Annotated in this window: 12 protein-coding genes; 7 read left to right on the top strand and 5 right to left on the bottom strand. The window is 43.2% G+C overall.

The window, feature by feature from the left end:
• Positions 1–12: 12 nt before the first annotated feature.
• Together BQ7344_RS06350 and BQ7344_RS06345 are read right to left on the bottom strand one after the other, a co-directional pair.
• Entirely contained in the window at positions 13–1,164 is a 1,152-nt protein-coding gene (locus BQ7344_RS06350; RefSeq protein WP_072521895.1) for a CDP-glycerol glycerophosphotransferase family protein, read from the bottom strand.
• Between the two features lies 1 nt (position 1,165).
• Positions 1,166–3,589, bottom strand: a complete 2,424-nt coding sequence (locus BQ7344_RS06345) for a CDP-glycerol glycerophosphotransferase family protein (protein ID WP_072521894.1) — start codon at positions 3,587–3,589, stop codon at positions 1,166–1,168.
• A 250-nt stretch (positions 3,590–3,839) separates the two neighbouring features.
• Here BQ7344_RS06345 and BQ7344_RS06340 point away from each other — a divergent pair, with 250 nt between their 5' ends.
• The 6 genes from BQ7344_RS06340 (at position 3,840) to BQ7344_RS06315 (ending at position 10,783) form a co-directional block, all read left to right on the top strand.
• Positions 3,840–5,345: a sugar ABC transporter ATP-binding protein gene (locus BQ7344_RS06340; RefSeq protein ID WP_072521893.1), complete on the top strand. Its 1,506-nt coding sequence runs from the start codon at positions 3,840–3,842 to the stop codon at positions 5,343–5,345.
• Positions 5,345–6,340, top strand: coding sequence for an ABC transporter permease (locus BQ7344_RS06335; protein WP_072521892.1), 996 nt, complete (start codon positions 5,345–5,347; stop codon positions 6,338–6,340). The genes BQ7344_RS06340 and BQ7344_RS06335 overlap by 1 nt, the downstream gene beginning before the upstream one ends.
• A gap of 2 nt (positions 6,341–6,342) precedes the next feature.
• Complete coding sequence (locus tag BQ7344_RS06330; protein ID WP_072521891.1) at positions 6,343–7,350, top strand: ABC transporter permease; 1,008 nt, start codon at positions 6,343–6,345, stop codon at positions 7,348–7,350.
• Between the two features lie 96 nt (positions 7,351–7,446).
• Positions 7,447–8,475 carry a substrate-binding domain-containing protein gene (locus BQ7344_RS06325; RefSeq protein WP_072521890.1) on the top strand — a complete coding sequence of 343 codons (1,029 nt, stop codon included), beginning with the start codon at positions 7,447–7,449 and terminating at the stop codon, positions 8,473–8,475.
• Positions 8,476–8,814: 339 nt separating this feature from the next.
• Entirely contained in the window at positions 8,815–9,726 is a 912-nt protein-coding gene (locus BQ7344_RS06320; RefSeq protein ID WP_072521889.1) for a hypothetical protein, read from the top strand.
• A 73-nt stretch (positions 9,727–9,799) separates the two neighbouring features.
• Positions 9,800–10,783, top strand: coding sequence for an AraC family transcriptional regulator (locus BQ7344_RS06315; RefSeq protein ID WP_072521888.1), 984 nt, complete (start codon positions 9,800–9,802; stop codon positions 10,781–10,783).
• A gap of 251 nt (positions 10,784–11,034) precedes the next feature.
• Here BQ7344_RS06315 and BQ7344_RS06310 read toward each other — a convergent pair whose 3' ends face one another.
• The 3 genes from BQ7344_RS06310 to BQ7344_RS06300 are packed head-to-tail and all read right to left on the bottom strand — an operon-like array spanning position 11,035 to position 12,786.
• On the bottom strand, positions 11,035–11,250 hold the full coding sequence (locus BQ7344_RS06310) for a hypothetical protein (RefSeq protein ID WP_015542090.1): 216 nt from the start codon (positions 11,248–11,250) through the stop codon (positions 11,035–11,037).
• 13 nt (positions 11,251–11,263) lie between these two features.
• Positions 11,264–12,238: a choloylglycine hydrolase gene (bsh, locus tag BQ7344_RS06305; RefSeq protein ID WP_072521887.1), complete on the bottom strand. Its 975-nt coding sequence runs from the start codon at positions 12,236–12,238 to the stop codon at positions 11,264–11,266.
• Positions 12,239–12,252: 14 nt separating this feature from the next.
• The gene (locus tag BQ7344_RS06300; protein ID WP_072521886.1) at positions 12,253–12,786 is read right to left on the bottom strand and encodes a DUF3877 family protein; all 534 of its coding nucleotides are present in this window, start codon (positions 12,784–12,786) and stop codon (positions 12,253–12,255) included.
• A gap of 267 nt (positions 12,787–13,053) precedes the next feature.
• On the opposite strand from BQ7344_RS06300, the gene BQ7344_RS06295 reads away from it, so the two are divergent.
• Entirely contained in the window at positions 13,054–13,530 is a 477-nt protein-coding gene (locus tag BQ7344_RS06295; RefSeq protein WP_072521885.1) for an RpiB/LacA/LacB family sugar-phosphate isomerase, read from the top strand.
• Positions 13,531–13,593: the final 63 nt, after the last annotated feature.

Raw genomic sequence — 13,593 nt, 5'->3', positions numbered from 1 at the left:
GTGAAAAAGCTGTTACTGTTGGATCTTTTTTAATATCTGCTCACAGATCTGTGCGGAACATGGTTCATGAATCTCATTAAAAAGCAGATTGACGCGGTCGCGTTCGGTTTTCCAGTGAGAATCCTCTGTGAGAAGGGCATCCAGAAAACTCTGGAAAGTATCTGGTTTCGGGCCGGGAGTGACTTCGTCATAATCGAAATTCATACCACGTCCGGTCAGATATTCTTTCCGGTCATATGGAAGAAAGATCATTGATTTGTCAGTCAGAAGATAATCAATATAAATGCTTGAATAATCCGTGATCAGGCAGTCAAAAATATTGAGGATTCCGGTGACATCCTCTGCCTGTTCGTTCCCGAGGAAACGGATTCTTTTTCCGAGATATGGCGTAGCAGATCCCTGTTCGGCAATGTGTGTACGGATAAAAAGAAGCATCTTATGTTCTTCGAGAAATGCCTCCATCCGGTTCAGGTCAAAATCATCGAACGGGAAAAGCCGTACCTGGCCGTAGTCGCGGAAGGTCGGTGCATAAAGAACCGTTCGCTCAAATTCCGGGATATCCGGATAAATTCCGGAAAGGATCAAGGCAGGATCATTTGGCTGAAACATGCCGTCGTTTCGCGGCTGTCCCCATACTTTGATAAGATCTTCAGAAATATCAAAACTCTTTGCCATAAGTGGTACAAGCGCATGTGAAGTTGTGAGAACGTACGTATAGTTTTCGGAAAAAATCTTCCGGAAATAGATACGCGACATCTTTTTGAGGTTCGGATCGAGCAGTGCGATTTTTTTCAGCGGTACGCCGTGCCAGAGATTGACGATCAGTCTGTTTTTGCCGAGACCGCTCGCATAGGCAGGAAGTCCGGCAGAAGTAAACCAGACACCGGCATTCAGAACATATCGGATCCCGGATGCGCTTTCAGTCTCGATAAAGTACTGGCTGCCGTATTCGGCGGAGAGCTCCGCGCGAAGCTTCGGATCATTGATGACAAATCGCGGTGTGATTTCCGGCAGATTATCTTTTACATATTCAAAAAGATAACGGGAGTTGTAGTTATAATGCCGGTTATCCGTTGAGGAAAAAATCCAGATATACGGATCCGGCTTTTTGTCTGCAAAGTGCTTCAGAAATTCTGCAAGCACGAGGCTTTTAATTTTACTCATGTCAATGCGTCCTTTCTGAATGTGAAATGTGTATGCAGTCTTCGATCAGAGCTTCGGTCTGAGCAGCAGAGGCAGCATTGATCTTATCAAAATCAATCTGGATCGGATGCACTTTACCCTCAGCAAAAAGCTGCATTCCATGAAGGATTCCCTCTTCGGAATTGTCGGTAAGCGTTCCGTGATATTCTGTCATAAATCCATGGCAGCCGTTGACGTCGCAGGCCATAAGTGGAAGTCCAAGTGAGGCAGCTTCCATAAGTACGATCGGGCGCCCTTCATAAAAAGAAGAAAGCAGAAACAGGTCGCAGTTTTTCAGAACCGGCATAGGATTCTGCATGGAGTAGATCAAAATAATATGATCAGATGCAGCGAGGCTTTTTGCATGTGCAACAGAATCCTCATAGAGCGTACCAACGCCGCCGATGATGATCAGCCAGGTATCCGGATGTGAAGCCTGGTAGGTGTTGAATGCATTCATCAGACGGACATGGCCTTTTTCCGGAGAATAGCGGCCGATGCTGATAAATTTTGTATCATTGCCTGACAGAACATTGGAAAGCTGATCGACAGAAACAGTGGATTTCGTTGTTTCCTGAAAAGCAAGCATTTCCTCGCTGCGCTTAATTACACTTTGATAGTCATGACAGTTGTTGACTACGGTAACTTTGGCCGGATCTGCGCCAATGCCATGGATCGTGGAATCGAGAATATCTTCACTGACAGTAACGATATGGTCATATTTCTGATAAGCTTCTCGAAGAAGATAGATATTCTGGTTTCCTTTTGTGCGGATCTCATCGGCCATATCATTGTGAACCCAGATCGTCCGTCCACATGGTGATTCCTCAAAAAGTGAAGTGATGTAAGCTTCGTAACCATTGTAATGGATCACGGCAGAAAAATCAGTACTGCCGAAATGTTTTTTCCATTCGCGTTGGTAAGCAATATGGATCCGTCTGTTGATAGAATTAGTGTTTGCACCGCGCATTTTGCGCATCAGTGAAAAACCGGTAAGTACATCCATATTCATTTCGCTGGATAATGGATAGATACCAATATGATCCGGAATACGATCCATTCTTTCAGGATGATCTTTGACAGAAATCAGACGGAAAGACAAAAAGTAGTTATATTTTGTAAGATCCAGCTCGTGGAGCATCGCGTACAGTGCACTGGTGATACCGTTCTGATCGAGGTCACCACCGTAGAGCAGGATGTTTTTCTTACCATTTCCGGTATATTTTTTCTGGCGGCAGCAGTCTTCATGAAGGAATACCTGTCGGCAGATTTTTTCGGCACCGTGCCCATCTTCATAAGAGGCATATTTCTCCATAAATGCTTCATCCGGGGTGCCGCCGTCAGCATGTGCATATGGAATGACTTCGGCAGCAGCTTCTGTATAATGGAACGGATAAGTCTCAATGTCTTCATACATTCCACGGGTGCTTTCGTATTCTGCACGGTCGTAGGCAAAGAAGATGACTTTTTTGCCGGTGTTTGCATAATCATAAAAAACACTGGAATAATCCGTGATCAGTACATCACAGAGATTTAAGCCTTCATAGGTATCCCAGTCGGTCGGGAAAGCGCGGATATGACGGTAACCGTCAAAAGATTCGGAACCATGAAGGAACGGATGTAGTTTAATAAGAAGAATCTCGTCATCCTTTAACTGGCTGTCCCAGAGAGCGAGATTGGCAGAAAGTGTTTCCATGTATTCCTGACGCTCTACCTGATTAAAAATACCGCGGTAGGTTGGAAAGTAGGTAAGCAGTGTCTTACCGGCGAAACCAGCGCGCTCTTTCATGGAAAGATCAGGTTTCTGACGGAAAATATCGTTGCGCGGATAGCCTTCACGAAGTACGGTACCTCTGTACAGACTGTCGAGCATGTAGGCCCCGGACATTTTTTCTTCCATGAAGCGGTTCGGAAAGACAATATAGTCGGAATCCAGAAGGTTACGGAGAATATTTCCCATCGTCACCATCTCCGGACGGTTGTCACGGCCCATTTTTTTAAGAGGGGTACCATGCCAGGTGTTCAGATAGATCTGGCCTTCTTTTTTGACAAATCTGCCGGGAAAAGAGGAATCGTTGACCAGATAACCGGCGCGGCTTAAGGCACGGTAATAGGAGACAGATCCTGTATGCACAAAAGAAACTCCCTGAATGGAGTTTTTACGCAGCTTTTCTTTGATTTCGGATTCGGCATTTTTACGTACCGAAAGTACGAGGTTGAAATTTTTGTATGGTTCTCTGGATAACTCCCTTAATAAGGAAAGGATATTACTCTCGAGAGCACCGCCGCTTCTGGATTCAAGAAGAATCATGCGGGGATCAAGAGAATTATTTTCATAAAAGGAGTTATAAAAAGGATACCAGCTTCCGTTTTTTAATTTTTTTTTGACTTTATTGAGAAAGCTCATTTGTCCGGATTCCCTTCAAATTTAATATATTAAATATAACAAAAGCCAAAACTTATGTCAATCTTACACGAAGGCAGGCGGGGGTAACTGGAAAAAATTCACATAGAAACAGTGAAATTTTATACATATGCAGTAAAATTTTGCCTAAAACAGGAAAATATATTACCCTGATTCGAAATATTTTCCTGTTTAGGGTAAAAGATTTTACTGTTATAATAACATCAGATTTAAGAAAAGGGAGGAAAGAGCCGTGTCTGAATATGTTCTTGAACTTAAAGGCATAACAAAGATTTTCCCGGGCGTTAAGGCACTGAACAACGTACAGTTTCAGTTAAAACCGGGTGAAGTTCACGCACTTATGGGCGAAAACGGCGCTGGTAAATCTACATTTATTAAAGTTATTACCGGTGTACATAAGGCAGAAGAAGGCGAAATGTTCTTAAATGGTCAGAAGGTTGACTTCAAAGGACCAAAAGATGCACAGGCAGCAGGTATCGCAGCCGTATATCAGCATCCGACATCCTATCCGCATCTGACTGTTGCAGAAAATATTTTCATGGGACATGAGATCATCAAAAACAGAATGATCCAGTGGAAAGCCATGAACACAGAAGCAAACAAACTTCTCAAACAGCTGGATGCAGATTTTGATGCAACAGCAGAGATGGGTACTTTAAGTGTTGCTCAGCAGCAGATGGTTGAGATTGCAAAGGCGATGTCTACTAACGCAAGAATCATCATTCTTGATGAGCCTACTGCAGCACTGACAAGATCCGAATCCGAGAAGCTTTATACACTGGTTGACAAATTAAAAGCTGACGGTGTTTCCATTATCTTCATTTCTCACCGTTTTGAAGATATGTATCGTCTGGCATCCAGAGTTACTGTATTCCGTGATTCCCAGTACATCGGAACATACGATGTTGACGGAATTACAAATGCAGACCTGATTAAAGCAATGGTTGGTCGTGAGATCAAAGATCTGTTCCCGAAACCGGAAGTAAAACTCGGAGACGAGATGCTGAAAGTTGAGAATCTTTCCAGAACAGGTTACTTCAAAGATGTATCCTTCAGCGTTCGCGCCGGCGAGATCCTTGGACTTACCGGTCTGGTAGGTGCAGGACGTACAGAAACAGTAGAAGCTGTCTGTGGTATCACTCAGCCGGATTCCGGTAAAGTATATCTGGAAGGTAAAGAAGTTCATATCAAAAAACCATCTGATGCAATGGAAAAAGGTATCATTCTCCTTCCGGAAGACCGTCAGAAAGAAGGTCTGATCATGAGCTGGGGACTTGGAAGAAACGTAACACTTCCTACCATCAGCAAATATGCGAAGAACGGAATCAATGACGAAAAGACAGAGCGTGATCTTGCCAAGAAACTTCTCGAAGAAGTTGATACAAAGGCAGTTGATATCTTCCAGCCGGCAAGCTCTCTTTCCGGTGGTAACCAGCAGAAAGTTGTTGTTGCCAAGGCGTTAAGTCAGGAAATGAAAGTTGTTATCATGGATGAGCCTACCAAAGGTGTAGACGTAGGTGCAAAAGCTGAAATCTATGCAATCATGGGAGATCTTGCAAAGAAAGGATATGCAATCATCCTGATTTCTTCCGAAATGCCGGAGATCCTCGGTATGGCAGACCGTATTGTCGTTATGTGTAACGGACGTAAGACCGGTGAACTGAACCGTGGCGACGCAACACAGGAAAGAATCCTCGAACTTGCTATGGAAAAAGGACATACAGGGGGTGCTGAATAATGGAAAAGAAATCAGTTATGAAAAAGATCACAGGCTCCCGTGAAGCACTGCTTGCGATTGTCCTGATCGTTCTTTTTGTAATCATCACAGCAATCAACCCATCATTCCTGACTCCTAAGTCACTGATGGATATGCTGAAAAACAATGCAGTAACAATGGTAATGTCACTTGGTATGCTGTGTGTAATGCTTGTTGGCGGTATTGATATTTCTATCATGTCAACACTTGCACTTTCCGGTATGAGCATTGGTATGCTTCTGAAATATGAACATATCTCCAGCACATTCCTCGCATTTGTGATTGCAATTGCAATCGGTATCGTCTGCGGAGCAGTCGTTGGTCTGATCATCTCCAGAGCAGATGTACCACCGATCATTGCAACCATGGGCTTCATGTACATCTACCGTGCACTTGGTTATCAGGTATCTCACGGTGGTGAATGGGCAAGTGCAGCAGCACTTGGTGAATTCAAAAATTTCGCAACAACAAAATTCCTCGGATTAAACTGTGTTATCTGGGTAATTATTGTATGCTATGTATTCTTCTTCTGGTTTATGAAATGGACCAGAACAGGCCGTATGATCTATGCAGTCGGAAGTAACCCGAGTGCAGCAGAAGTATCCGGTATCAATGTAAAAAATATCAAATTACTTGTTTATACAATCATGGGTCTTCTCGCAGGTCTCGGCGGTGCACTTCAGGTTTCTGTATATGCATCCGCAATGCCTGATATGCAGTACGGCGGTGAGATGGACGTTATCGCAGCCTGCGTTATCGGTGGTGTAAGCATGAGCGGTGGACGTGGTACAGTAGTAGGTGCTTTACTCGGATCCCTGATCCTTGCAACAATCGCAAAAGCACTTCCGCTGATCCCATTCTTCAACCAGTTATGGCTGAATACCATCAAGGGTGTTATCATCCTCGTCGTAGTAGTAATGAACGTAATCCTGCAGCGTATCGCTGATAAGAATGCACTGAAAGGAAGGGAGATGTAATCATGGCTGGAAAATCTGGAAGAAGTATTAATAATGTGCCGGAAAGCCCAGTGAAGAAAATGATCTTTTCCTGGGAGGGAATATTAGTTCTGCTGTTTATTGCGGTCAATATTTTCTGTGCAATGTTTTCTGAATATTATAACATGAGCAGTCTGCTTCGTCAGATGCCTGTTTATCTGGCAGAAGTATTCATGATGCTGCCGATGGCATACATCCTGGTACTTGGCGAGATCGACATCTCTGTAGGTGCGATCGTTTGTCTTTCTGCAACAATGAGCTGTATTGTCTGCAATACAAATGCTCCGTTTATCGTAGTAGTGATCACAGCACTTGGTGTTGGTACTATTTGCGGTGCGGTCAACGGCTTTATCCTCACCAAATTCCAGGAACTGCCGCCAATGATTGTTACACTTGCAACACAGATCATCTTCCGTGGTATTTCCGAGATCGTACTTGGAAGCGGCGGTAGTATTTCTGCAAGCAATACAGATGGTTTCCGTGCAATCGGCGGAAAAGTCGGAGATGTTCCATACATCCTGTTCCTCGTTGTTATTCTTTCTGTAATCTTCGCCGTAATCTTAGGCAAGAGCACATTTGGACGTCGTGTATATGCAATCGGTACCAACCGTCTTACAGCATATTATTCAGGTGTTCATGTACAGAAGATCCGTTTCATCATCTATACCATCATGGGTACAGTTTCCGGACTGTGCGCACTGTTCCTGGTTTCTTCTTCATACGGTGCAAACACAACAACCGGTAACGGATTTGAAATGGATGCCATCGCAATGGCAGTATTTGGAGGTATCTCCTCTACAGGTGGTAAAGGTAATATCGCAGGTGGATTTATTTCCGCATTCATCATCGTTTGCCTCCGTGTAGGTCTTGGTCAGAGAAACGTCAACGCACAGGTTATCCTGCTGATTATCGGTATTCTTCTGATCGCAGCAGTAGCTCTTCCGAACATTATCGGAAATGCAAAAAAAGCATTAAGCATGAAGAAAAACTAAATAAAGTATTACAATAATCACGTAAGTAGCTGCTCTTTTGTAGCAGAAGAGCAGTTGCAAATAAAAAACTATATTTTTCCAAGGGAGGAAAACAAAATGAACAAAAAAGTTATTAGCGCACTTCTTTGTGGAGCAATGGTACTTGGCTGTGCAGCACCTGTAATGGCTGCTGACAAAGCTGGAGACGGACAGAAGATCGCACTGGTTGGTAAATCAGCTGGTAACGCATTCTTCGAAATCGCTGCAAAAGCATACAAAGAAACAGCAGAAGCTGAAGGTGCAACTGTAGATGTTGTTTACCCGGAAGCTGCAACAGCAGATGCTCAGATCAAAGTTCTTGACAACCTGATCTCCCAGCAGCCAGATGCAATCTGCATCTCCGCAAACGACGTTAACGCTCTTCAGGCTAAACTGGAAGAAGCTATGGACGCTGGAATCAAAGTATCTTCTTTCGACTCCGCTCCGAATAAAGACAGCCGTCAGGTATTCGTAAACCAGGCTGGTACACAGGCAGTTGGACAGGCTCTTATGGATGCAGTTCTTGATATCTCCGGTGGAGAAGGACAGTTTGCTATCCTTTCTGCAACATCTCAGTCTGCAAACCAGAACGCTTGGATCGATGCTATGAAATCCATCATGGAAGGCGATGAGAAATACAGCAAACTGGAACTTGTAGAAGTAGCTTATGGTGATGACGAACCTCAGAAATCTACAGACCAGACAGCAGCTCTTCTTCAGAACTACCCAGATCTGAAAGTTATCTGCGCACCTACAACAGTTGGTATCGCTGCAGCAGCTAAATACCTTCAGGACAACGAATCTGCCTGCAAACTGACAGGTCTTGGACTTCCGTCTGAAATGCAGGAGTACACAGGTGATGACGATGCACATTCCTGCCCATACTTCTATCTGTGGGATATGGAAGGCCTTGGAAAACTTTCCGCATATGCAACAATGGCACTTGTAAAAGGTGACATCACTGGTGCAGTTGATGAAACATTCACAGCTGGCGACATGGGTGAATTCACAATCACAACAGCTGATGATGAAGGAACAGAAATCGTTCTTGGTGAGCCACTTCAGTTCACACCAGAAAACGTTGCTGACTACGCTAAACTGTACTAATCAGCACCTTTAGAGAAGCTAAAGTTTTTCTGAATATGATAAATCCTTAAAAACAGGGCGGAGCCGTAAGGCTCCGTCTTGTTTTTTTTCTTTCGCAGATTTTATAAAACAGCGAAAGATTGTCGAATCCTGTCAAATGGTTTTTCTTGTATTTTATAAAATATATGTTACTATAAAACTAATCAATTCAATAATTCAAATGGCGGTTCCGCCAGCAATCCCCAGACATGAAAATATCAGGAAGTATCTTTTGTAATATTGCATAGAAACAATAATCTTTGTATAATATAGATAGAACAAAATGCACTGGTGCTTCCGAGGAAAAAGACAGGAGGTATCATGCAGAAAAGAAAAACCAGAGGCAGGCGCTCCATTACATACCAGAACAAAGATGTAGTTTCCAAAATATTTGGAGAGAATCTTATGAACAAATCACTGGCTGTATATGGAGTAAATTTACCAAAGATAAAAGCTGTAATGCCGACAAATTTGCCCGCAATCGAAGCAAATGAGTTAAGAATCGACAATCTTTTCCGACTGGAGGATGACTCACTGGCATTGATAGATTACGAGAGCAGATATAAGGCAGAGAATAAGATTAAGTATCTGAATTACGTAGTTCGTACAGTAAAGAAAGAGCATTTGTATCGAAATACAGATCAGGTATTACGTGTGATTATCATTTACACAGGAGATATAACAAGAGAAGAAACGAAAGCAGAACTGGATGTTGGATGTCTTCAGTTTAATGTGGAAGAAATATTTCTGTCGGAGCTTGACGCAATAGCTATCGAACAAAATTTGACAAAAAAGATAAATGCAGGAGAAGAGTTATCTGACGAAGAACAGATGGAATTTATTATTCTGCCATTGGTTTACCGCACAAAAGAGGAAAAACAGACATGCATCTGGAGATGCTTTGAATTGGGAAAGAAGATTCCTTGCCAGGAATTGCAGGTGTTTTTGTTGTCAGGCCTTCTGGTATTTACTGACAAAGTCATCGAACGGGAGGAATCAGAAAAAATCAGGAGGTGGATTATGATGACGAAAGTAGGAAGACTGTTTGAAGAGGAAAAAATTGCATATGGTGAGAAGTTGGTGGCAGAAGCATTGGAACAGCAAGAGAGGAAGGAAAAGCAGTCATTAATGGAGATTGCCAAAAAGATGATGAAAAGGGGAATGTCAACTGCGGAGATTCAGGGATGTATTACGAATCTTACTTACGAAGAAATAGAGAGACTGAAAGCCTGAGCTCATATTGCTTTATCCTGCCTGTGCGTGTTAAAATAAGACCAGCAGCAACGTAACGATATCAGGAGGAAACATGCAGCAGGCTCTTTTGGATCATTTGAGAATCATAACAGAAGAAGAACAGCAGATACTGGATGGCGTGGCGAAGGTGGATAAAGACCTCTATACATCCGGTAAGGATTTCATCGTAGACAGTGCAAAGATGCTGAATGAAGGTAAGCTGATCGCCGTGCGTACGCACACTCGTTTTGTCCATTTTCCGGCACACAGGCATAATTTTATCGAGGTGCTTTATGTCTGTCAGGGACAGCTGACCAATATCATCGGCGGCAGGGAAGTCGTGATAAGGCAGGGGGAACTTCTTTTTCTGAATCAGTATACAAGACATGAGATACTTCCGGCGGGAGAGGAAGACATTGCAATCAATTTTATGATTCTTCCGGAGTTTTTTGATGTGGCATATACGATGGCGGGAAATAACAATGTCCTTGCGGATTTTCTTGTGAATGTGCTGCGTCAGGATGAGGAGCGTGGTGAATACCTTCATTTCAAAGTGGCGGAGGTTCTGCAGATTCAGAACCTTCTCGAAAATATGATCTATTCACTTGTAACCGGCAAGGGTGACCAGAACCGCATCAATCAGACAACAATGGGACTTATTTTCCTGTATCTTCTGGAGTCTGTGCAGTATGCAGAAATGCGACTTCCGAATCAGTACGAAAATATGATCGCAATGACTACTCTGGACTATATTGAGCAGGAGTACAGGACAGCAACGCTTACAGAGCTTTGTGAGCAGCTGCATCTGCCGATGCACATGCTGAGCAAGATGATCAAGAAAAATACAGGCTTCAATTTTAAGGAGCTTTTGCAGCGCAAGAGATTGAACAAGGCAGTTGAGCTGATGTGTGAGACGGATCTTCCGATCAGTGATATCATTGCGGCGGTCGGTTACGAAAATGGCAGCTATTTTCATCGTGTATTTAAAGAACGATATCATACGACACCACGTGCGTTCCGTGTGGCAAACGACAAAGAAGAACGCGTACGTCTGTAAAAATCAGCAGTACCCGGCTGGAAATTCAGAAATAAAATAATTTTGCAGAATATAAAAAGGGACACACAGTTACGGAGAAAACCGATACTGCGATGTCCCTTTGGATTTTATTTTATCATTTGTAATGGACTGGAATGTCCGGAAATTATGTAGAACCCGAATGCAGAGAAACTGCCGTTCTGAATTGCTTTGCTCACTTCTCTTTCGTGTCCTGTTCTTTTGTACATAATTTAAAATCTGCGCTTAGTATATCACATGGCAAGGTTTTTGACAAGCTCGATATCTGACGCTTTTACTTTGAGATTTGTTTCTATTACTTTTCCCTCAGCGGTTGTGATCTTGATTTCGATCAGTGTGTCTTCTTTGACAGCAGTAGCTGCTGCCTGAAGAAACTTCGGGAATTTCGGATGATTCCGGGTGAATGTTGCCCAGGAATTTTTGAGCTGCATTAAATTTCCAAGATTCATGTAAGTACCTCCGTTAATTCTGATAATTGATTTGTTCGCCCTGAATGACCGGATAGCAGATCAGGGCACCACCATCCAGATTCTCTCTGTGCATATCGACAGCACTGATCTGGTGGTTTTCATAGGTTGTATAATAATAGATCCCCTTTGTGACATTACAGCAGGAAGTATAAAGCGTAATCTCATATTTTCCATCAGCGACTTCGCAGCATCCGCGCTGCTGATCCACGGAACCGAGAATGTGAAAGAACTGGCTTACGCTTTCTTTTTCGGAATCGCCTGAAAAGGCGTTCATCTTTGTGAAAGCAACCCGGACAAAACGGGATGCGGAAGACAGATCTCCCGGAAGACCGAGCGCTCCCATTCCGCGGCTGTATGCAGTGAGAGCAAGATCATCGGAAAAAGTATTTACAGGCTGTTTCGGAGACAAGTGCATAAAGTTGTTGAGCTGGAACATCTGCTGTGGAAAAGGCGGATTGTTCGTGAGCACACCGACCGGATTCTCATAAATATGAAGTCCGTCAGCCATAGATTCTACTGTAATGGAACCTGTTTTGTCCGAGATGATCCAGTGAAGCTGCGCGAGCGGAAACTGTTCGTTGAACGGAGTGGCCACCAGGGCCATGCGCTCAAGAAGCGTCCGTACTTCGGAAAGAGTCGCACACTGGCTTAAAATCCATGGAATAAATTCAAACTGGGCGACATTATCTCTGTCAGGTGAAACATCTGCATAAGCGGCATTTCCGACAAAGTTTAATCCTGCCATACCAACACCTTTTTCGTTGATGGCATCATAATAGAGGGGGTAGTTTCCGGCAACATGAGCCATACCGATGATCGCGTAGTGAGTGGCCATTTCGCCGGCATGCCGGAAAGAAAACGGATAATTTCGTGGTGTGATGGCAATCTGGTCACCATAGGAAAACTCATAGTCCAGAGTTCTTCCAAAATAAAAATCTTTTGTCTGATAAGTTGCGGCAGTACACATAAAACATTTCCTCCTTAAAAGTCAAAATCTGCATAGTCCTCCGGCAGAAAACGGTGATAGATGATATGACAGCCTTCGTCTTTAAAACAATAGTAATAAGGATCTTCGCTGTTGTCAGCAAAACGGATCAGGCGGTCAAATTCACCATTGTTCATTTCTTCGGTGATAATGTTCTCTGAATAAGTATGGAACAGATCCAGAATTTCATTCATAGTACAGCCATGTTTTCCGACTAATTCCACAAGCTGGTGGATAAATTCATTTGGTGCGGTGTTGTCATGCACATATACGGTGCCTTCCTGCGGAATATGGAAACAGAAACGGTCGCCTTTATGACTGACTTCGATCTGTCCAAGTTTTGAAGTGATAGATTCCGGAAGTGTATCGAGACGCATCTGCATTTCATCTGCACTGTCGTTGGCATTAAAGAAATGATTCAGGGAAGAAAGCGGATAATAAAGTCGTATATCTTCTTTAAAAAAGCCAAGCTTAGCCTGTTCTTCTTTGACAATATCAATCAGATTTCGTTCAAGTTTATCATAACCCATAACGGGACCTCCTTTATAAGATGAGCTGCTGATTGCAGCATAAACAGCATGGAGTTAAAATACTGCAACATATTGTAGCAGATTCGTTTGGAAAATACCAGAGCCGTTAAGGCAAATAATCAGCCCGTATGGAAAAATTTATGACTGCACTTCCGGATCATTCAACAAAATATTACCCCAAAAGTTCGTTGACAGTGCGAGTACGGGTAGAGTATTATGAAAAAAAGGTTAATTTTTAAAAATTAAAATATCACGGAGGAAAACAAGATGAAGATTATTATGGGAGCAGATCCGGCGGGATTTGAACTGAAAAACGCAATCAAAGAGGATCTGTTAAAGAGAGGATACGAGATCATGGACATTGATCCGGACGAGCCGGTGCTGTTTCAGGAGGCGGCGAAAGCAGTTGCGAGAGGTGTCCAGAGCAAAGAGTATGAGCGTGGGATTGCCATTTGTGGAACCGGAATGGGAGTAAGCATTATCTGTAATAAGCACAGAGGTGTTTATGCGGCATTATGCGAAAGTATTTATCAGGCCAGAAGGGCAAAAGTTGTCAATAACACCAATGTACTCTGCATGGGTGGATTTATCATTGGCAATGAGATGGGGCGTGAAATGGCACGCGCATGGCTGGAAGCCGAGCACATGGTAGGACTGGATCCTGAGATGGCCAGAATCGTTGAGAAAGAATTTGATGAGCTGGTCGAGTTTGAAAATGAGATGTACGGGGATGTCAGACAGTGATTTGTCTAAAATGCACAAAATACATATGATGAATATGTTGAAATATACAGAAAGCACAAAAGA

Source organism: Blautia sp. Marseille-P3087 (genome assembly GCF_900120195.1).
In the GTDB taxonomy this organism is placed as follows: domain Bacteria; phylum Bacillota; class Clostridia; order Lachnospirales; family Lachnospiraceae; genus Blautia_A.
Note: the sequence above shows the minus strand (reverse complement) of the source record. Positions and strands in the feature narration are given on the sequence as shown.